General features: G+C 47.3%; 17 protein-coding genes. 2 read left to right on the forward strand and 15 right to left on the reverse strand.

Features of this window, described 5'->3' with window-relative positions:
- Positions 1-129: 129 nt before the first annotated feature.
- Positions 130-690, forward strand: coding sequence for an NAD(P)H-dependent oxidoreductase (locus tag CP943_RS11090; RefSeq protein ID WP_020451705.1), 561 nt, complete (start codon positions 130-132; stop codon positions 688-690).
- A gap of 34 nt (positions 691-724) precedes the next feature.
- Here CP943_RS11090 and CP943_RS11095 read toward each other — a convergent pair whose 3' ends face one another.
- The 7 genes from CP943_RS11095 to CP943_RS11125 form a co-directional block, all read right to left on the reverse strand.
- Positions 725-1,075 (reverse strand): winged helix-turn-helix transcriptional regulator, encoded by a 351-nt coding sequence (locus CP943_RS11095; RefSeq protein ID WP_020451706.1) that lies wholly within the window; start codon positions 1,073-1,075, stop codon positions 725-727.
- 208 nt (positions 1,076-1,283) lie between these two features.
- Entirely contained in the window at positions 1,284-2,555 is a 1,272-nt protein-coding gene (locus CP943_RS11100; RefSeq protein WP_105981006.1) for a glutamate-5-semialdehyde dehydrogenase, read from the reverse strand.
- Positions 2,556-2,580: 25 nt separating this feature from the next.
- Entirely contained in the window at positions 2,581-3,702 is a 1,122-nt protein-coding gene (gene proB / locus CP943_RS11105; protein WP_026579604.1) for a glutamate 5-kinase, read from the reverse strand.
- A 38-nt stretch (positions 3,703-3,740) separates the two neighbouring features.
- The gene (gene proC / locus CP943_RS11110; RefSeq protein WP_075213795.1) at positions 3,741-4,592 is read right to left on the reverse strand and encodes a pyrroline-5-carboxylate reductase; all 852 of its coding nucleotides are present in this window, start codon (positions 4,590-4,592) and stop codon (positions 3,741-3,743) included.
- Between the two features lie 351 nt (positions 4,593-4,943).
- Positions 4,944-5,621, reverse strand: a complete 678-nt coding sequence (locus tag CP943_RS11115) for a DUF421 domain-containing protein (RefSeq protein WP_020451710.1) — start codon at positions 5,619-5,621, stop codon at positions 4,944-4,946.
- Positions 5,622-5,923: 302 nt separating this feature from the next.
- A complete protein-coding gene (locus CP943_RS11120; RefSeq protein ID WP_026579602.1) occupies positions 5,924-7,063 on the reverse strand; it encodes a sulfate permease in 1,140 nt (379 codons plus the stop codon).
- A gap of 14 nt (positions 7,064-7,077) precedes the next feature.
- Positions 7,078-7,788, reverse strand: a complete 711-nt coding sequence (locus tag CP943_RS11125; protein WP_020451712.1) for a phosphoadenylyl-sulfate reductase — start codon at positions 7,786-7,788, stop codon at positions 7,078-7,080.
- 611 nt (positions 7,789-8,399) lie between these two features.
- Here CP943_RS11125 and CP943_RS11130 point away from each other — a divergent pair.
- A complete protein-coding gene (locus tag CP943_RS11130) occupies positions 8,400-9,164 on the forward strand; it encodes a phosphosulfolactate synthase (RefSeq protein ID WP_020451713.1) in 765 nt (254 codons plus the stop codon).
- A gap of 18 nt (positions 9,165-9,182) precedes the next feature.
- Here CP943_RS11130 and CP943_RS11135 read toward each other — a convergent pair whose 3' ends face one another.
- From CP943_RS11135 to gltB, 8 genes are all read right to left on the reverse strand, one after another.
- Entirely contained in the window at positions 9,183-9,806 is a 624-nt protein-coding gene (locus tag CP943_RS11135) for a YitT family protein (protein WP_020451714.1), read from the reverse strand.
- Positions 9,807-9,896: 90 nt separating this feature from the next.
- Positions 9,897-11,003, reverse strand: coding sequence for a mandelate racemase/muconate lactonizing enzyme family protein (locus tag CP943_RS11140; protein WP_043054332.1), 1,107 nt, complete (start codon positions 11,001-11,003; stop codon positions 9,897-9,899).
- Between the two features lie 17 nt (positions 11,004-11,020).
- Positions 11,021-12,262 carry an MFS transporter gene (locus CP943_RS11145; protein WP_020451716.1) on the reverse strand — a complete coding sequence of 414 codons (1,242 nt, stop codon included), beginning with the start codon at positions 12,260-12,262 and terminating at the stop codon, positions 11,021-11,023.
- Positions 12,263-12,327: 65 nt separating this feature from the next.
- The gene (locus CP943_RS11150; protein WP_020451717.1) at positions 12,328-13,335 is read right to left on the reverse strand and encodes a glycosyltransferase family 2 protein; all 1,008 of its coding nucleotides are present in this window, start codon (positions 13,333-13,335) and stop codon (positions 12,328-12,330) included.
- A 22-nt stretch (positions 13,336-13,357) separates the two neighbouring features.
- Complete coding sequence (locus CP943_RS11155) at positions 13,358-15,058, reverse strand: DUF6044 family protein (RefSeq protein WP_230368440.1); 1,701 nt, start codon at positions 15,056-15,058, stop codon at positions 13,358-13,360.
- A gap of 139 nt (positions 15,059-15,197) precedes the next feature.
- Positions 15,198-15,398: a hypothetical protein gene (locus tag CP943_RS11160; RefSeq protein WP_020451719.1), complete on the reverse strand. Its 201-nt coding sequence runs from the start codon at positions 15,396-15,398 to the stop codon at positions 15,198-15,200.
- Between the two features lie 233 nt (positions 15,399-15,631).
- A complete protein-coding gene (gltD, locus tag CP943_RS11165) occupies positions 15,632-17,113 on the reverse strand; it encodes a glutamate synthase small subunit (protein ID WP_020451720.1) in 1,482 nt (493 codons plus the stop codon).
- Positions 17,114-17,129: 16 nt separating this feature from the next.
- A complete protein-coding gene (gene gltB / locus CP943_RS11170; RefSeq protein ID WP_043054334.1) occupies positions 17,130-21,695 on the reverse strand; it encodes a glutamate synthase large subunit in 4,566 nt (1,521 codons plus the stop codon).
- Between the last annotated feature and the right edge of the window lie 80 nt (positions 21,696-21,775).

Consider the following 21,775-nt stretch of genomic DNA (forward strand, 5'->3'; position numbering starts at 1 on the left):
CAAAATCGGACCGTTTGATGACAACTGATACTTACCTTTACGTAAGTACCTGAACCAAAAGTGCATACTTACAAATTCGCAGTGTGAACTTTATAATCAAGATGAAAACATGCCGAAGGAGGAAAATTTTTGAAAACACTGATTATCGTTGCACATCCAAGTTTAGAAACATCAGTTATCAATAAGCGCTGGGTAGAGGAGCTCAAAAAATATCCGGAAAAGTATACGGTTCACGAATTGTCCGACGTATATCCGGATGGAAACATTGACGCGGAAAAAGAACAAAAATTGGTGGAAGCGCACGGCAATCTTGTTTTTCAATTCCCTATCTATTGGTTTAACTGTCCGCCTCTTCTTAAAAAATGGCTTGATGATGTATTGGCTTACGGATGGGCTTATGGTTCAAATGGAGGTGATCGATTAAAAAATCGTAAAGTGGCATTAGGTGTATCCGCCGGAATTAAAGAAGAAGATTATGGTGAAAACGGAAGGTACCGCTATACGCTTGAACAAATATTAGTTCCATTTGAAACGACATTCCGATATTGTCATGCAGACTATCGTTCATTTTTTGCGTTTTACGGCAAGGAAAATGAGCCCGGCGGAAATGAGGAAGAAGCGACCGGGCCGGGAGCGGGAGAATTGGAGAAAAGCGCCCGGGATTATTTGCGTTTTATTGACAATCTTTAAGTTTTGCGGAAATCATTCCGGTTGAAACAGGCTGTCAGCCCAGCCTGTTTTTCTCTCCCCACTCACACATCATATTGAACAAAGGTAAGAGAGAACGTCCGCGTTCAGATAATGAATACTCCACCTTTGGGGGAATTTGGGGAAATTCCTTACGTATAATAAGGCCGTCTGCCTCCAACTCTTTTAACATGATGCTCAGCGTTTTGAAGGAAATGGTGCCGATGCTTCGCTTCAGCTCATTATGCCGCATCACTTCGCGTTCAGACAGCCAATATAGAATGATTATTTTATATTTGCCGCTTATCAATGACAACGTATATCCAAAACCGGTGTTTTTAAGATCCACACCGGTCGGAACGCAGGTTTTTCCGGTTGGGGGTTGCATAACGTACACTCTCCTTCTGAATCCTATATCATAGATCATTATGTAATTTGATTGAAAGGATGTAAAGGAAGGATTTTAAAGGATGCTTAAAGAAAAACCACTGCGCCGTATGTTTTCCGTGATACGGCGGATGCAGCCGTAAGAAAAAACTGCACCTCAATTGTCACCTGACAATCTTGAGGTGCAGTTTCAATGCAGGCTTTTTTATTTATCTTCTGATATGGCCGTCGCCTCTCATGATATATTTGCATGTGGTCAATTCTTTCAGACCCATAGGTCCGCGGGCGTGAAGCTTCTGTGTAGAAATCCCGATTTCCGCGCCGAAGCCGAGTGCGCCGCCGTCGGTGAACCGGGTTGAGGCATTGTGATACAGTGCTGCCGCATCAACGGTATTCAGAAAAGCCTTGGCTGTTTTCGGATTTTCGGTGATAATCGCTTCTGAATGCTTTGTTCCGTATGTTTCGATATGATCGCAGGCTTCTTCAAGACTTGCTGCGACTTTAACCGCGAGAACAAGGCTTAAATATTCGTTCTGCCAATCAGCTTCCCCCGCTGGTATCGCGCCTGGAATCCATTGAACCGCCTTTTCGTCCCCGTGAACTTGAATACCGTGTTCGTTTAAAGCATTGATAAGCGCTGCACTGTTTTCCTCAAGCCATTTTTCGTGAACAATCAGCGTTTCAAGCGCATTGCAGACGGCGGGGCGGTCTGTTTTCGCATTGATCATGACATTGATTGCTTTTTCAGGGTCTGCTTCCCGGTCGATATAGATGTGACAGTTGCCGACTCCCGTCTCAAGAACGGGAACGGTTGCGTTCTCAACGACTTCCTGAATGAGGGCACCGCCTCCCCGGGGGATGAGTACATCGATATGCTCTTTCATCTTGAAGAGCTGCTTCGTGGCGCTTCGGTCCGTGCTTTCGATAAATTGAACAGCATCGCGGGGAATGTCTGTCGTTTCCAGCGCTTGGTGCATGACCGATACGATCGCTGTATTCGAATGAATGGCGGAAGAGCCGCCTTTCAAAACGATCGCATTGCCCGATTTTAGAGCGAGCCCGGTCGCATCGACAGTCACATTCGGACGCGCTTCATAGAACATGCCGATGACGCCGAGAGGAACGCTGACTTTTTCCGCCTTTAGCCCGTTGTCGAGCGTCCAGCTTGATAGCGTTTCTCCGACCGGATCATCCAGTTCCGCGACTTCCAGCAGTCCATCGGCAAAATCCAGTACCCTGTCTTCATTGAGCGACAGGCGGTCGATGTAGGCTGCATCATAGCCTTTTTTTCGTCCCGCTTCAATATCTTTGGCATTTTCAGTGAGAATATAGCTCATGTTTTGTTTCAGGTGTTCGGCCAGTGTAGCAAGCGCCTCGTTCTTGTCTTTTTCAGTTGTCAGCCGCAAAGATTTTGCGGCTGTTTTTGCCTTTATCGCTTTTTCTTCGATTTGTGCCCTGGTGTTCTCGCTTGTCGCCGTCATGTCAATTCCTCCTTTGATTTGTTTTTTAAAGCGGAACGGATAGCTCTAAATGACAGACAAACGCTTCTCTGTCAACGACAGCCTGTGAGGAAGCGGCTGTTTCCTGATTCGTATCCTTCTTCCATTTACGAAGCTGGGATGAGGAAAAGTTGACGACGCCGAGGCCGATTTCCTCTCCTTCCTGATCAAGGATTCGAACGACGGAACCGTTGCTGAAACGGCCGTTAATTTCGTAAATACTAGAAGGATACAGGCTTTTTTTACGGTCGATAATAAACTCTTTGCTTTCGTTGTGGACGATGATGTCTCCTTCAGGTCCAGAGTTAAATGCTATCCATTGCTTTTTATGGTTGAGTGTGTGTGAATCGTCATTCGGAATAAAATACGTTCCCCTCGCAGTCCCGCTGATTGCTTCTTGCAACAGACCGGAGGTGTCTGAACGCCCTAAAAATCCTTTGATGCCTGAAGCCATTGTAATTTTAAAAGCGTCCAGTTTCGACTTCATGCCGCCTGTTCCGACTTCGCTTCCGGCATCCCCTGCTGAAGCTTCTATCTCCGGCGTGATTTCATTTACTTCCCGGACGAGTGCGGCGTCCGGCGTTTTTCGCGGATTCGCGTCATAAAGGCCGTCTATATCAGAGAGGATGGTCAGCAGGTTAGCGTCGATCAGACCCGCCACTTTAGCAGAAAGCGTATCATTGTCTCCGAATTTGAGCCGGTTGACGGTAACTGTGTCATTTTCGTTGATGATCGGAATAATGCCGCGTTTCAACAGAACATTCATCGTATTTCTCACATTGTTGTACCGTTTTTCATCTGAAAAATCGCTTTTTGTGATTAATATTTGTGAAGCGATATAGCCATGGGATAAAAAGAGCTTGGAATACGCTTCGATTAGTAAGCCCTGGCCGACAGATGCGGATGCTTGTTTTTCAGGCAATGTATCCGGCCTGTTAATGAAGCCAAGTTTCCGGTATCCGGCCGCCACAGCGCCAGATGAAACGAGGAGGACTTCGTGCCCTTCATCTTTGAGGCGGACGATCTGCTCAACGAGCTTTTCGAGCTTTTTGCTGCTGATTTCGCCGTGAAGACTTGTTAAAGAACTGCTTCCCACTTTGACAACTACCCTCTGTTGATTAGAGGTCATTTTATCACTCCTGTAGTATTTTTCTTCGTTACGGGTGCTTACTTTGCTGCGACTAATTGTTCAAGTTCGAGACTGATGGTTTTGGATCGTTTTGCGGCTTGTTTGACCGCCTGTTCGATCGCTTCGCCTCCTCCGCTTTCCTCCAAGGCCTTTAAACCGGCGGCAGTCGTACCGTTAGGGGAAGTGATGTTGTCTTTGAGAACAGCTGTATCTTCAGGGCTTTCCAACAGCATTTTGGCGGCGCCTAACAATGTCTGCGCGCCGATTTCCCTCGTTAGTTTTTGGCTTAATCCAGCCTCGGCTCCCGCTTTTTCGATGTGCTCCATTAAATAATAAAAGTAAGCAGGCCCGCTGCCGGCAATGCCGGTGAAAATGTCCATTTTGCTTTCTTCGATGGAATAGACTTCTCCCATGCATTGAAGCAGTTGTTTCGCGGTTTTTGACAGATCGGCTGTTACATGGCTGCCTTCGGCCATGGCGGTTGCAGATGCGCCGATTGCACTTGAGGTGTTAGGCATGATTCGGATGACAGGCTGCATGCCGTGCAGCTCGTTTTCAATAAATGAAATTGATATGCCAGCTAAAACTGACACGATAAGCTGATGGGGTTGAATATGCGGTTTCATGGAAGTAAGAGCACTCTCTGCATCTTTCGGCTTCATCGCCAAGATGAAGCAATCGATGTTCTGATAGTCAAGTTCTTCTTTTCTGACGCCTCGTATTCCATATTTCTGCTGGAGTTCTTCTAAACGCCGGTGGTTCGTGTGGTTTGTAACATAGATTTGCGAAGCAGGCAGTTTTTTGGATTGAACGATGCCTGAGATCATTCCCTCTGCCATTGATCCTGCCCCTATAAAAGCTACGTTTTTTTGATTAAAGATCTTTAACATCTCCCTTTGTTCGCATTTCTGTTCGTATTTTTTCGAACACGGTTAGTATATTAACACTTTAGATATTTATGTCAAGTTTGCGTGTTTTGATTGGACAGCGCAGGTCATGTGAAAAATGGAGATTTTTGAAGAAAAAAGGAAAAGAAAAAGAGGCTGAAAGCAGATTTTTCAGCTTCAATTGCACCTTTTGTCGTTTGTCTTTCCTCCATTTGAAGGCCGTTTGAATGATTTAACGGAATTTTTTAGAGATTGACAGCCTTTCGGACCGGTAAAAAAGTACGATCCTTTAGCCGTGTGAGCGCAAATAGAAAAGCGCGGGCTCGAAGCTTGTCGAACCCGCGCTTGCCAATATCAATAGGTTGTAACGTAAAGCTGCCCCTCATCGCCGCGCCATTCCGCATAAAGCACCTCTTGATACTGTGTAATACCTTGACTTGATAATTGATTTTGCAGCCAAAGCTCGTCAAAGCCGGCTTCATGCAGATTGTTCTTTTCGAGCTCGCCGTCGAGGATTAACGGCACCGGGAGCTGAACCGGTTTGTAAGGGATGTTTAAGTCTTCTTTTGTCGGCATCCCGTATTTGTGTTTTGGCAGGACGCTGAGCGAACCGTCTGTTTCAAGGATGGCATATTGAATCTCGTTTAAGGAAAAACAGCCTTTTTCACGTGCCAATGTCTGCAGCTGGTTCAGGTCCAATTTATTTTTTTTGAGGGCATTATAATCGATTTTTCCTTTATTGATCACAATACTTGGCCTGCCCTCGAGAAAACCTCTGATGTTTTGCACTTTTTGTGATAAAACTTCTATTGAATAGATTAGAATGGCCCAAACGAGGATGGCGAAAAGGACTTTCCAGATGGTGACATCCTGATCGAAAATCGCGTTTCCAACCATTTCCCCCAATATTAAAGCGGAAATAAAATCAAACGGCGTAATTTGGGCAAATTGGGTTTTCCCCAGAATTTTCGTCATCAGAAATAAAGCTGCAAACCCTATCGTCAGTTCGACTACCAAGTGTACATATTCCATCAAGGTTCCCTCCCGAATCTCTCTCTTCATTGTTAACAATCGGGATGTAGTTTAAACCAGAGGAATACTTTTCCTGAGAAAAAGGGCCATCTGCTGCGCCGCGCCTTCTGCCAATCCATTGGTATTCTTCAAAAAATAGCGGCGTCGTGCCAACCTCTTCTTCGATCATACGGCTGAGAAGTGCCGTTCCGCTCATGACTTCTCACGATCAGGCAATGAAACAGATAAAGCTGCACGAGCGCCTTTTTTAAATCCGGCTGATTCCGGGCCTTAGTCCCAATCATCCAAAACAGGCGGGCCGGTTAACTAAAGTCCCTCCATGCGGCAGGTTCTCTTTTACGCCCTCTTCCTCCAACGATCGACTTTACATGATCCCTGTTTCTTCGGACATCTGATTGTTTCTGCCTGGCATGTTTCATAAGGCTTACAGATCCAAGAGTGGCAAGAAAAACACATAAAACAACTGCAACTGAATATAAATCAAAATCGAGAAAGATTTTCACGAGACTATACGAAATGACAAGTGAAAAAACCGGTGAAACAACCCATACTTTCATTAACTTCAAAATAACGCTTTTACGAAAAATTGCCCTTCCCTTTTCAGAAAGGCCAATCCCAATGATGCTGCAAGTCGTAATCTGGGTTTGCGGCACGGGAATGCCAAATAGCGAAGCGCCGATGACTAGGGACGCACCGAGTCCGGAAACACATGACCCTTGCAAAAGCGAAAACTCGGTGATTTTTTTCCCATTCGTCTCAATGACTCTGCTTCCAAGGCAAATGGCTCCGATAGCCACGAACAGTCCCCCAAGAAGCGTTCCGCTGCTGACTGACAAGAGGCCTGCTCCAACGAGAGGTCCGACGGAATTCGCGACATTGTTCATTCCCGCCGAAAAGGCTTCTAAAAACCCGGTTAAAATCACTAGTGCGGTGAGCAGCCGCGCCCATTTTTGCTGTTTAAGCCACCGCAGCCTCTTCTCGGCTTTTTTCAGCAATTGTCCAATGAAAAAAGCGAGAAAAAAAGCGGCAATCGGAATGATCAGCCAATACATGACGATCACCAACAGCTTATCGGTAAATACCGCTTGAAATGCGACGCCGACCCCGACAATCGAGCCGACCGTCACCTCGCTGGTTGAAAGGGGAATCCCCGCGATGTTTGCAATAAACAGCGAAATCGCAGATGCTCCGAGGATAATCACGACAATATGCACATTGAGAATAGACGTGGGGATAATGCCTGAACCGATTGTTTTCACAACCTCTCCTCCGCCTATCATGGCGCCCAAAAATACACCGATTCCGCTGATCCACAAGGCCGCCTGCCTTTTCCGGACGGCACCTGCGCCATACGCTATTCCCATTGAAGCTGCTGCTCCGCTCGCTCCTATGTTCATGGCAAAAAACAAAGCGATAATGAATGCCAAAATGGTAATCGTCATCTTTTACCCAGCTCCTACCGGAATTGATGCAGCCCGCATTCTGTTTTTTCCTGACGGGCCCACCTTCCCGCTCTTAAATTGCCGCCGTCTGCCACGGGAGACGTACACACCTCACAGCCGATGCTCGGATAATCTTGATCATGAAGCTTGTGATACGTCAGCTGATTCAGCTTAATGTAAGTCCAGACATCTTCCCATGTCCAGTGAATAAGGGGGCAGATTTTAATCAGTTTAAAATTGTCGTCCTTGTTGATATAACGGACATGTTTCCGTGTTTCCGACTGCTCCCGCCTCAGCCCGGTCATCCATGCCTCCATCCCTGACAGATGCTCTCTGAGCGGCTCGATCTTGCGAAGGCGGCAGCAATGGTCCGGATGGCGTTTCCAAAGTTCGCTGCCATAGCGTTTTTCCTGTTCTTCAAGCGAGAGGCCGGGTTTTAAAAAGCGAATCGACAGACCGGGATAGCGATCTTTCACTTCATTGATAAGTTCATATGTTTCCGGAAAATGCAGTCCTGTATCTAAAAACACGATGTCCGCTTCTTTCACAACTTTTGAAATCAAGTCGATCAAAACGATTCCTTCCGCGCCGAAACTGCAGGCATAAACAATTTTTTGATACGTGCTGTACGCCCATTTCAAAACGTCCATCTCGCCGCTGAAGGTATCCATCACCTCTTCAGAAGCTTTTTCATTCCATGTGTGATACGTTAAAACATCGTTCATCGATTTTCCCCCAATATGTCCTAAAGGTTAGTTTTCTTACCCCCTGATACGAAACATGAACTGAAAGAACATATAGGCAGATTATTCACTTTTTAAACTAAATGTGATCTGGAAATTGTTATGATTTCAGCAATTTTGTGAATATCTGAAAGACCCGGCGCGCCAAATTGAAATAAACCGATTCATATCAGTCAATCATTACATCTGTCTTGCGGCATTAAAATAAAAACTGGCGGTGAGAGATCCGGATTTGATATACTGATATATTTTCTAAGATTAAGTAAGGGCTTCGCGTATCTGTCGCGGGCCTTCTTTTTACGTCAGTTTTCATTGTGAAGAACTAGTGAGGAACCATATGAAAGGACGGCGAATATACTTACTTTGACTTCACAAAATGGATAGATACCTAGTTGAGAAGCAAGTCAGGAGATGAGAGGCTAACATGCTGCCTAATGGGAGGTGGACGAAGATCACTCCTTGCCGAACGGCAACACATGAATGGGAGAAACGATAAACGGGAAAAGGTGAATTCTTATTGTGACAGCTGAATAATGGCCGACAGACATTTACCTAAAAGTATGAAAGATACAGCAGATTGTGAGGGGTAATCAATGATTTCATCTGAACTGATACTGCCCGACAGGCAGCTTAAACCAAGATTAAAAGGGATCACCATCCTGATTGATAACGGGGTTCCCTTGAACTTTTTTAAAGATACGATTCACGGAGCGGCAGATTATATAGATTTTGTGAAATTTGGATGGGGAACATCTTTAATTACGAAATATTTGGTTGAGAAAATCGATTGTCTGAAGCAAAATGACGTTCAATTCTTTTTTGGCGGAACGTTGTTTGAGAAGTTTTTAAGCCAGGATAAAATTGAAGATTACTATCGCTACTGCAAATTATATGGATGTCGTTATGTGGAAATATCAAACGGAACGGTCCGTCTCTCTAATAAAGATAAAGCAAGCTTTATTTCCGATTTTTCGAAAGAGTTTCACGTGTTCAGCGAAGTCGGCAGCAAAGACAGCGCCCTCAGCAGTGAGCTCGAGTCAGCCGAATGGATCGATTACATCCTCGAAGATCTTGAAGCCGGGGCCGAGAAAGTGATCACGGAAACGAGGGAAAGCGGCACGAGCGGGCTGTGCAAAAGCGATGGAGAAATGCGGTCCCAGCTTATTGAGGAGATCCTTCATTCCGGCATCGCTTCAAGGGATTTAATTTTTGAAGCGCCGACGAAACAGCTGCAGACGTGTTTCATTGAAAAAATCGGTCCTGACGCCAATTTGGCGAATATACCGTTTCAGGATGCCATTCCGCTTGAAACGCTGAGACTGGGACTTCGATCAGATACATTTTATTTATATGATTAGGGTCGTTTGAAAAGCGGCCTATTTTTTATTGCGGAAACTGGCGATAGGCATCAATAACGGACGGAAGCGAATCTGATAAATCGCATCGATGATCCTCGTAGAAATCCACTGGCAGATTAGAGCTTGGATAACGATTCCCCAGGCGATGACAGACGCCGTCAAAAGGAAGATGAATGCGTTCATCATAAACAGCGCCGTTCCCGGTTTTCCGCCGCGGTAAATCGATATCATTAAAGCCAGGGCGCCAAAACCGCCGTTAGAAATATTGTATTTATATAGCAGTCCAACCCCCGTCCCCAAAAGGACGGATCCGTAAAATAAATCCAGCCAGATATTGTTCGTCGTCATGAGGGGCATGCAGGATTCGAAGATCTGCACCGAAACGGACGTCATGGTAATCGCCCCCATCGTCCCGAAGACCGTTACGGGTTCAAGCCATTTAACGGCCGTTAAAAGCAGCGAAAAGTTGACAGCCCAGACGGTTAATCCGTGCGGAACCTGAAACCAAAAATTGAGCAAAACAGCGATGCCGGCTGCGCCCCCTGAAGGAATATGGTTCGGAAACAAAAACAGCGCCATGCCGAGACCCTGTAACACGCTGCCCAGCACGATAGCATGTACGATTTTGAGCTTTCTTCCCATACGGATATAATCCCCTTTAAAGAAACTTGTCCTCTTCCTACTATATGTAAGGGGAAATGAAAAATATCACATTTTTTCGAGTTGGCGCTTTCACATGTAAGACGAGCCGTCCCATCCATACGCTTCTACGAGCTCTGTATCGATTTCGATTTTGTCCGGGACTTGAATGTATCCGTCTTTTATGCTGACGGGCACGAGTTTTGTGAACGGATTCTCCATCGCATCCCATTCGAGCGGTTCGATATCTTCTCCGTCCATTTTGCTCCAAGGCGGCAGACAGGCTTGTCCGAAAACGGCGTACATTCTTGAAAGTCCGCCGTCATAGCTGTGGGGAGAAACCCTTTTTCCGAAATGCCTGGCGAGCTTCAGAACGGTTTGAAAATCGTCTGTGCCGTCACAGTGCATAACATCGGGTTGAGCAATATCGACTGCGTTCTCCAGAAAAATCGGCAAAAACGGTTTTGCGCCTTTTACATTTTCTCCTCCGGCAACCGGAACAGAAAGCGCTGAACGCAGCATCCGGTATTCAGCGGGAACGTCAAACGGCATGGGCTCTTCAAACCAAAGCACGTTGCCCCAGGCGGAAAACCACGTTTCCCACTTCCGTGCGGCGGCCTGGTCATAACTCTGGTTGGCATCGAGTATCAGTCGGGTGTTTTGGCCTGTCATCTCCTGGAACGCCTGAATATGCGCCAAGTCTTCGGAAAACAACTTGCCTCCCGCTTTCAGCTTGACGGTTTTAAATCCGGACCGCACGGCCTTTTCGACGAGCCGGAGGGAATGGCGGCTCCAATCGGGCCTGTCTGAATATGATTGAAATGAGGCATAGACCGGGATCTGCTCCCTCAGTTTTCCTCCCCATAATTCACATACCGAAAGGCCTGCTTTTTTCGCCGTAATGTCCGTTAAAGCCATGCTAACGGCAGCTGCGGCCCGCTGATGCCACTTTTTGATGACGGTGACAAGCTCCGTGCGATTGCCCGCTTCTTTTCCAATTAAGTAAGGAATGATCCGTTTTTTAAAGCCCGCATCCAAAGCAGGCAGCCAATCCGCACATTCTCCCCATCCCGACAGGCCTGAAGCTGTCGTGATCCGAATCAGGTAGCACGTTCTGTAGCTTTTCAATCCGTTCGCATCGCCGTAAGGGGAGGAAAGCCTGTGGAACAGCGGAAATGTGTCAACCTTTTCAATGCGCATATTTTTTCTCTTCCCTCCTATCTTGCGTCAGCAGGCTGCAGCCCCTTCTCCCCTTTTTTGGTGTCTTCCTTTTTGACATGAATCATCGTCAGCACCAACACACCGACGACTAATGTCAGGCCCGCAATCGACATAAACATGCCGAGTTTCGACCATTCCATCAGCCTCCCGAAAATCGGCGGACCGATCGCGACTCCTAAAAATCTGACCGATCCGTACAGCGATGTCACAAAGCCGCGCCTCTCTTTTCCGACAGCCCCGGTTATGAAGCTGTTGACACACGGCAGAACAAAGCCTGTACCGATGCTGCTGATGACAAGGATCGAAATAAAAGGAATGAGCGCGGAGAAAAAAGACAGTGTGCCGTAGGAAACCGTAATCAGAGCGAGCCCGATAACCATCATTTTTTTCATCAGCTGCTGATTTTGTCCGATTTTGCTGCCCGTAATATATGATGTTGTACACATGACAAGCAGAGGGATCGCCAAGATCAGACCTTTCTTTACGCCGTCTGTATGAAATTCTTTTTCCAAAACATCAGATAAGTAAAAGAGGATGCCAAACAGAGTAAACAAACAGACGGCCCCTGCGAGATATGCGGTGAAAAGCCATCTGCCCTCATGTTTAAAAACGCTTGTCAGCCCTTTCACATATTTTCCGAGAGGCGGCGGATCTTTTTTCTTGTCTTTTTCTTTGATAAAAATCCAAGTCAAAATGATCGGTGCAATACAGAAAGCAGGAAATGCAAAAAACACCCAAAACCAAGCGATCAATGCTATCAATGATCCTAAAATCGGAGACAGCACTTTTCCGAAGCCGTTCGAGGCTTCAACGAGACCGAGCACCCGGCTTTCTTCAGATCCTTTAAAAAGGTCTCCTGTCAGCGCCATTGCGATCGGCGCTGTACCGGCTGCTCCAAGCCCCTGCAGTCCTCTCCCGAAAAGCACCCACGGGAAAGCGTTCGCAAAGGTCGTCGATGCAAATCCTGCAAGAATCCCGCCGGCCCCGTAAAGGAACAGGCACGGAATAATCACCACTTTCCTTGAGAAGCGGTCCGCCAAGTAACCCAGCAGCGGAATAAAGAGCGCTGCAGTAATCGAAAACACGGTAATGACAAGGCTGACTTGAAATTGCGATAAATTGAGTTCAGATTTCATCTTCGGCAAAATCGGAATCAGCATCGAATTTCCCAACGTCATAATCAATGGGATCGACCCGATCGCGACAACCGTCATGCCAGAGGTTTGTTTTTCTGTCATAAATTTGTACATCCTTCCTTATTCAAAATGAACTGTAAAAGTTAAGTAATCCGTTTGATCCGTCATCAACTGAACTTCGTTTCCGGCCGTTTTTCAGGTTCGCGCCGGCCGAGCCGTTCCGTATATAAATCGATATCCACCGCATACCTCGGCCTTCTTTTCACTTCGGTGAAAATCGTTCCGATATATTCGCCGATAATGCCGATCCCCATCAATTGCAAACCGCCCAAAAACCATATCGAAATGATCAACGAAGCCCAGCCAGCATTCGTGTAGCCGAGCAGCTTTTGAATCATTGCATATAAACCTGCGATACAGCTTAGGAAAAATAAGAAGAAGCCAATCAGGGTAAAAAAACGGATCGGAGCGACACTGAATGACGTAATCCCGTGAAAAGCGAAAGACAGCATTTTTTTCAGCGGATATTTCGTTTCTCCAGCCAGCCGCTCTTTTCGGTCATAGAACACTTTGGCCGACCGGAGGCCGATCAGGGGCACCAGACCGCGCAGAAAAACATTTGCTTCTGCATAGCGGCTGAGCTCTTCAAGCGCCCGTTTATTCAAAAGCCGAAAATCGGCATGGTTATCGACCAGCTGGATGCCGAGCTTATTCATGATCCGGTAGAACCATGCGGCTGTTGTTCGTTTAAACCATGTATCCGTTTTCCGGCTGCGGCGTACGCCGTAGACGATTTCATAGCCTTCATGATATTTTTCGATAAACCGGCGAATTGCCGAAATGTCATCCTGAAGGTCGGCATCGATTGAAATAACGCAATCCGATTTTTGCTTCGCTTTATCTAGTCCGGCTAAGAGAGCTTTTTGATGTCCCGAATTACGGGCCAGCTTCAAGCCTGTCACATAGCGGTTTTTTGTGCTTTCCATAGCAATCAGCGGCCATGTGCGGTCCGTCGATCCGTCATCGACAAATAAAAGCTTGCTCTCTGCAGAGATCAGCTTGTCTGCTGTGAGATCATCCAATACCGCAGTCAGCTGTTTTGCGGTTTCGGCAAACACGTCCTCTTCGTTATAGCAGGGTATGACGATTGTCAGCAAAGGCTGTTGAAGATTCAATTTGCTTCCTCCTTATCGATGCTTATTTCGCTTCATATACATAGATGTTCCAAGCGGACTGCGGGTGGCTGAACCGCTTTAAAAACGCCAGCTTGTTTTGTTCTGCATTCATAATCGGAACCGAAGAAAAAATATATCGCCCCCCCATTTTTTTGAACGCTTCAGTGTTCAATTCGAGGTTCGTGATTTTTTTCTTCGTGCTCTTTTTGAACGCGTAATGTTTTCCGAGCTCGTCAACAAACAAGTAGCAGCGGCTCCCCCACTCATCGAAATAGCGTTTCAGGACCGGATTTTTATCAAGCTCTTTGGCGATGATTTTCCGGAATTGATACTTGTACTTCAGCGGATAAATATTGGCATACGTATCAAGTGTGTAAAAACCGTTATACTGCGCAATCGCGGGATGCAGGCCGATGCTCGCCACCCGGTAGGAATCGGGAGACCGGCCGATGAACCGTTTGATCTGTTTGAACTGATCTGATGCATAAAATTCCCGAAAGGTCGGGGCATGGTGGTATGCGCCGTAAGTCAGCTCTTCATGAAACGGTATAAGCACGAGCAGCTGGGCGACCAGCGCGACATGGACGAAGCGCCGCCATCTCTTCCCCATTTTCCACAATATGTAGCATGCAACTGCAAAGCTTGCGTATATCACAAGAGGGCGCAAAAAGTGAAAACGCGCGAAATTGAATGCCGAAAGCAGACTGATCTTTTCCTTGGGAAGCGCCCACAGCTTGTTGAACCAGAGGGCATACCATAAAGAAAGCGCATAATTTAAAATGAATAAAAAGATGAACAGCTTTTCTTCTCTTGGCCGCTTTTTTCGTTGTCTCGCAACGACGAGCCCAAAAGTGAGCACAATCAAAGGCAGGATCACCGCCGTATGGACGGTCATGACATGATTGTGGCCGAGCACGAAATTTTTAAATGACAGCCGAAACGAATGAAGGATGTCGTGCCTGGATGAAATAAATTCAACCCGATGCATCGTTTCGCCTGAAGCGAAAACCGAATAAACAAGCCGGTATTCTATCGCCAGAAAAATGCCCGTCATGAGAGCGATGCTTCCGAGAAAGCGAAGGTTAAAGCTGCGCTTTGAAACCAAATCATAAAGCCAAATCAGTGAAACGGCTGCTAGGAAAAAGAAGAAACCGAGCACAAAGCTTGAGTAAAGCGGCAAAAGCGCAAGGGTCGCCCATTCTTTCCATGAGTCTCTTCCTGCCCTGATGTTTAAAAAAGCCCATAAAGCTAAAGGATGGCCAAGCGTGCTGAGCATTCCCGAAGGCCAAAAGGGTGTCAGGGCAAAAGCAAGTGATACCGCGATTCTGATGAAATACGCTTTTTCATCGCGAATCAAATGGCTTTTCAGCAGCAGGTACATCCCGACAAAGGCAAACACCCTCGTGATCGTTTGGCTTATAGCGTATGCGGTCATCGAGGGAAACAAGGCATGAAGCCAGACAATGCCGCTCCATTCCGTTCCGTAAGCATCCCGCGGCAGTCCGTTGATGATTTGCGGAATAACGGCTTTAACACCGCCGAGCAGTTGACCGCTTTCCGCCAGCACCTTATACCATGCAATGTTGGAATCCAGGTTGTCATGCACGCGGATATGAGCGTCTTCATTTAATATGTAAAGCGGAAGGACATAGAGAAGAATGACACTGAATGCGAAAATTAAATATCGCTTTTCCTTGCTGGTCTTTTTGACGAATAACGACACGAATACCACATCCAATTTTGTTCTCTTTTGGAAATATAGAGCTTTTATCATATCGCTGTTATTATTCGTGGAAGCGTTTTGAAAAATTCATCAAAATGAAAAAAGCTGTCTGTTTCACCAGACAGCTTCGCTTTACCCATTACCAAGGGTACGGGTAGTAAGGGTAGTATGGATAAAAAGGAAAGAACGGATAGAAGAATGGATACGGATAAAACGGCGGTCTCGGTCTAGGGCGCGGTCTTGGCCGCGGATAGGGGTAGCCGCCGTAGCCGCCATAAGTAAAAGGCTGCTGTCTATCCGCATCCGTCCAGTCATCTTGATATTGATAAGTTTCTTCCACTGTTATAGCCTCCTTTATTGCGTTGCATACTTTAGGTTATGTTATATACCATTAAATGGAGTACGTACACAATTTTTTTATCATTGCCTTTGTATAAATTCGAACAAATAACGATATGGCAAGTCGAATCAGCAGGTGAATATTGTGAAGCAAACAAAAAAACAGCCTGCCCTGTCAACCTAAAGAAGGTCGCAGGACAGGCTTTATTTATATGATGTGAAAACCCCTTTGTTTTATGGCAGTACAGAACTTCCCATTAAATATTTGTCAACCTCACGGGCGACTTCGCGTCCCTCGTGAATCGCCCAAACGATCAGGCTCTGTCCTCTTCTCGCATCCCCTGCTGCGAAGACTCCATCGACATTCGTTTTAAATTCCCCGTATGCTGCGTCAACTTTATTTCTCACCGTATTTACCCCGAATTGTTCAAGCAGCGGCTGTTCCGTTCCTTCAAAGCCGATAGCGATAAAGACATATTGAGCAGGCCATACTTTTTCCGTGCCCGGAATTTCGTGAAACTCAAATTTTCCTTGATCATTCTTTACTTTTTTCATTTGAATCGTATGCAGTTCTTTCAAATGGCCGTTTTTGTCTGCGACAAGCTTTTTCGTTTGGATCGAATATTGTCTCGGATCGCTGCCGAATGCTGCTTGCGCCTCTTCATAAGCATAGTCCAGTGAATGGACATGCGGCTGTTCAGGCCACATATTTTCGGCGGTTCTTGTATCGGGCAGCTTCGGATGTTTGCCGAACTGGACGACGCTTCGCGCTTTTTGGCGCAAGGCCGTTGCAACGCAGTCTGCTCCGGTATCTCCCCCGCCGATGACGATGACATCTTTATTTTTCGTATTGATAAACTGTTTATCTTTAAAATTCGAATCGAGCATGCTTTTTATAGTGCCTGTTAAATAGTCCATGGCAAAGTGGACACCTTTTGCTTCCCGGCCTTCAATCAAGAGATCGCGCTGTTTTTGGGCTCCTGTGCAAAGGATAACCGCATCGTACTGTTCTTTTAGCTCGTCGGCTGTAATATCTTTGCCGATTTCCGTATTGGTGACAAAGTCGATGCCTTCCTGCGTCAATAGTTTGATGCGGCGTTCGACAACGCTTTTTTCAAGCTTCATGCTTGGAATGCCGTACATTAACAGGCCGCCCGGGCGGTCGCTGCGCTCGTAAACAGTGACCGAATGCCCCGCTTGATTCAATTGATCGGCGCTTGCCAGACCGGCAGGCCCTGAGCCCACGATCGCGATTTTTTTGCCGCTCCGTTTTTTCGGAATCCGCGGCTGAATCCATCCGTTTTCAAATCCTTTGTCAATAATCGTCCGTTCGATCCCTTTGATGGATACGGCCGGGTCGGAAATCGCCACCGTACAAGAGCCCTCGCAAGGCGCCGGACAGACCCGCCCCGTGAATTCAGGGAAGTTGTTTGTCTTCAGAAGGCGGTCAAGCGCTTCTTTCCACCTTCCCTTGTAAACGAGGTCGTTCCATTCAGGGATTAAATTGTGTATCGGACATCCTGACGTATAACCGCCTATATCCATGCCGATTTGGCAAAAGGGGGTGCCGCAGTCCATGCAGCGCGCTCCCTGTCTTTTTGATGCTTCCTCAGAAAATGGAGACGAATATTCGTTCCAGTCATTTATCCGTGTGAGAGGATCGCGTTCAGCAGGCTTTTCCCGCTTGAATTCCATAAATCCTGTTGCTTTGCCCATTTTCCCCTCCCCTTTCTTACTGTGCCACCGCTTCTTTTGATGAAGCAGCCGCAGACGGTTCAATCTTTTGCTTCGTACCGGCTTCAAACGCGTACATCAGCGCTTCTTCATCAGACAAGCCGGCTTCTTTTTGCTCTTTAATCCGCTCTATCATTTGCTTGAAGTCTTTCGGAATCACTTTCACAAACCGGCCGACGGCCTCTTCCCAATGATCAAGTATCGAAGCTGCTTTTGAGCTTTCAGTATATCTGTAATGGTTTTCGATCATCGTTTTCAGTTCGGCGATTTCCTCAGGTGCTTCAAGTGTTTCAAATTCGATCATTTCAGGATTGCATTTCCGTTTAAAGGCTTTTTTGTCTTCGGTGTACACGTAGGCGATTCCGCCTGACATGCCCGCGGCAAAGTTTTTGCCGACGTCGCCGAGAATAGCGACGCGTCCGCCGGTCATGTATTCGCAGCCATGGTCGCCGATGCCTTCAACGACAACGCTGACTCCGCTGTTTCTGACGGCAAACCGTTCGCCGGCGAGTCCGTTAATATAAGCTTCTCCGCTTGTAGCACCGTAGAACGCAACATTTCCGACAATAACATTTTCACGGAATGCAGGGTTGAATTCGTCAGGCGCTTTGACGGCGATTTTTCCGCCTGAAAGACCTTTGCCGATATAATCATTGGCATCCCCTGTCAAATACATTGTCATTCCTTTTGGTACGAACGCGCCAAAGCTTTGCCCCGCTGAACCTGTGAATCTGAGCGTAATCGTATCTTCAGGGAGGCCTTCTTCGCCGTAGCGCTTAGAAATTTCACTTCCGGTTATGGCTCCTGTTACACGGTTGATGTTGCGGATTTCAAAGGATGCTTCCGCAGACGTGCCGTTTTCAACAGCTGACTGGACGGCGGGTAGAATTTGCGTAATATCAAGTGATTCATCGATTTTGTGGTTTTGCGGCGTACGGAATGTGCGTGCGCCTTCCGGCTGATATAGCAGGTTTGATAAATCGAGCTGACCCGCTTTCCAATGTGCTTTCGCCCGTTCGCTGACACGAAGGACATCCGTGCGGCCCACCATTTCATCAACTGTTCTGAAACCGAGCCGGGCCATCAATTCGCGAACTTCCTCTGCGACAAAGAGCATGTAATTCACGATGTGATCCGGATCGCCCATGAACTTTTTGCGCAGCTCAGGGTTTTGCGTCGCTACCCCGACAGGGCAAGTATCCAAATGACAGGCTCTCATCATAACGCAGCCGAGAACAACGAGCGGCGCTGTGGCAAAACCGAATTCTTCGGCTCCTAAAAGCGCAGCCATGACAACGTCTCTGCCGGTCATTAATTTGCCGTCTGTTTCCAATACGACGCGTTCGCGCAAACCGTTCATCATCAGTGTTTGATGAGCTTCTGCGAGTCCAAGCTCCCACGGAAGGCCGGTATGCTTAATGCTTGTTTTCGGTGAGGCTCCAGTGCCCCCGTCATAGCCGCTGATGACGATGACATCGGCAGTCGCTTTGGCGACTCCGGCTGCAATCGTGCCGACACCGGCTTTAGCGACAAGCTTTACACTGATCCGTGCATCGCGGTTGGCGTTTTTCAAATCGTGGATCAACTGCGCCAAATCTTCAATCGAGTAGATGTCGTGGTGCGGCGGCGGTGAAATCAAGCCGACCCCAGGCGTAGATCCGCGTACATTAGCAACCCATGGATACACTTTGTTGCCAGGAAGCTGTCCGCCTTCTCCAGGTTTTGCACCCTGCGCCATCTTAATTTGCAGCTCATCGGCATTGACGAGATAATGGCTCTTCACACCGAAACGGCCTGAAGCGATTTGCTTGATCGCGCTGCGGCGGTTATCGCCATTTGCGTCTGGGGTAAAGCGCGCCGGATCTTCTCCGCCTTCCCCGCTGTTGCTTTTTCCGCCGAGACGGTTCATTGCAATCGCCAGCGCTTCATGGGCTTCCTTGCTTAAAGAGCCGAATGACATCGCCCCTGTTTTAAAGCGGCGCACAATCGATTCAGCAGATTCGACCTCTTCAAGCGGCAGCGGCTTCCGGTTTTCATCAAATGAGAAGAGATTGCGGAGAAAACCGATTCTTTCTTCATCAGCTGCTTTCGAATATTGTTTAAACAGGCTGTAATCACCTTTGCGGCATGCCCATTGCAGCGTGTGAATCGTTTTCGGGTTAAAAGCGTGGTGCTCCCCGCCTTTTCTCCATTGAAAATCGCTTCCCGAATCAAGCGTTTCGCTGAATGTATCTTCATACGCTTCCCTGTGGCGGCGCTTCGCTTCTTCGGCAATCGTATCCAGACCGATTCCGCCGAGCTGTGATGCCGTTCCTGTGAAATAGCTGTCTATGACGTCTTTGCTGATCCCAACCGCTTCAAAAATCTGTGCGCCCCTGTAGCTTTGAACAGTGGAAATACCCATTTTGGACATCACTTTTACGACGCCCTCTGTCACGCTTTTGCTGTATTTTGTAACGGCCTCTTCATAGCTGATGGAAAGTGCTCCGTCTTCAATCGCCTGCTTGTATGTCGCATACGTGAGGTACGGATGAATGGCATCCGCTCCGTAGCCGATCAAGGCGGCAAAATGGTGAACTTCGCGCGCTTCACCGGATTGGGCGATAATGCTGACTTTCGTACGTTTTCCCGCGCGGACTAAATACTGATGCAAGGCACTGACGGCTAGCAGCGCAGGAATCGGCGCTTTCTGACCGTCCATTTTGCGGTCGGATAAAATAAGGAGAGTCACGCCTTCGGCGATCGCTCTGTCCACTTCTTTAAACATATCTTCGAGGCCGCTCTTCAAGTCGTCTGTAAAGAGCGTATGAATCGTCTTGCTTTTGAAATCCTTATGCACAAGTCCTTTTAAAGAATTGAACTGTGCGTTTGTCAAGACCGGTGTATACAATTTAATCCGGCGGCAGCTGCTTTCATTCGGATGGAGAATATCGCCTTCCGCTCCGAGCCATGTCAATGTCGAAGTGACGATCTGCTCACGGATTGCATCAATCGGCGGATTTGTAACTTGTGCAAACAGCTGTTTAAAATAGTTGAACAGCGATTGCGGACGGTCTGACAACACCGCCAGCGGGACATCGTGGCCCATTGAACCGAGCGGGTCTTTGCCTTCTGTAATGACAGGAATTAAATATTTGTGAATATCTTCGTACGTAAAACCGAATGCTTTTTGGCGGGTCAATAGGTCAGGCACAGATTTTTCTTCGGTTTCCTCAATATCGTTTGAGACATGAACCAGTTCTTTACTGAGCCATTCCTGGTACGGAAACTCCCCGGCGATTTCGGATTTGACTTCTTCATCGGAGATAATCCGCCCTTCTTCAAGATCAACAAGAAGCATTTTCCCGGGATCCAGCCGGTCTTTATATAAGATGTTTTCCTGTTCGACATCAATCACGCCGACTTCGGAGGAAAAAATAAGGTAGTCGTCTTTAGTGACATAATAGCGAGCGGGTCTGAGCCCGTTCCGGTCTAAAATGGCTCCGATCTGTTTTCCGTTTGTAAATGAAATCGCAGTCGGGCCGTCCCATGGCTCCATTAAAGAGCTGTGATATTCGTAAAATGCCTTCTTTTCTTTTGACATGTACGGGTTCTCGTTCCACGGCTCCGGAATCAGCATCATTGCAGCATGGGCCGGATTCCTTCCAGCCAGAACAAAGAATTCAAAAGCGTTATCCAGGATCGAGGAGTCGCTTCCGTTTTCATCGAGGATTGGCAAAACCTTTGGCAAGTCTTCGCCGAACGCTTCGGAAACAAACTGCTGCTCCCTCGCTTTCATCCAGTTCATATTGCCGCGCAGCGTATTGATTTCCCCGTTGTGGATCAGATAGCGGTTCGGATGTGCCCTTTCCCAGCTCGGAAACGTGTTTGTGCTGAAACGGGAGTGAACCAATGCAAAAGCTGAGACGAAGTCCTCGTCCTGTAAATCTTCATAGAAAGCATCAACCTGCTCGGGCGTTAAAAGTCCTTTATATACGATGGTATTGCTAGAGAGGCTGACAAAATAGAACGTTTTGTCGTGTTCTTTCGCCCAATTTTCGGCCTGTTTGCGAATGATGTACAACTTCCGTTCGAATGCCAGATTGTCTTTCAGCGCTTCATTTGCTCCGATGAATACCTGGCGGACGACTGGCGCGCTTTTCTGTGCGACTGTTCCGATTTTTCCGACATTTACAGGTACAGTTCGCCAGCCGAGCACCGTCTGTCCTTCCTGTTCGATCAGCTCGTTAATGCGCGCTTCGGTTTTTTCGCGCCCGCTGTCATCCTTAGAAAAGAAGATCATCCCGACGCCGTAGCGTCCTTTTTCAGGCAAGTTGAAACCGGCGCAGACTTTTTTGAAAAAAGCATCCGGAATCTGCATCATGATGCCTGCTCCGTCTCCGGTATGCGGGTCACTGCCCTGACCGCCCCGGTGGTCTAATTGGCAAAGCATTTGTAATCCTTTTTTGACAATATCATGAGTAGGAAGGCCCTTCAAATGAGCGTAAAGGCCGATTCCGCATGCATCATGTTCAAATTCAGGACGGTAGAGACCTTGTGCCTTTGGTAGTTGATTATAAGTCATTGTTCCTCTCCCCCGTTCATTTTTCCCGTTTGTCCCCGGTCATAAAATCTTACAAACTCTAATCCTATTGTAGGTTTTCA

Source organism: Bacillus paralicheniformis, assembly GCF_002993925.1.
GTDB classification, from domain to species: Bacteria; Bacillota; Bacilli; order Bacillales; family Bacillaceae; genus Bacillus; species Bacillus paralicheniformis.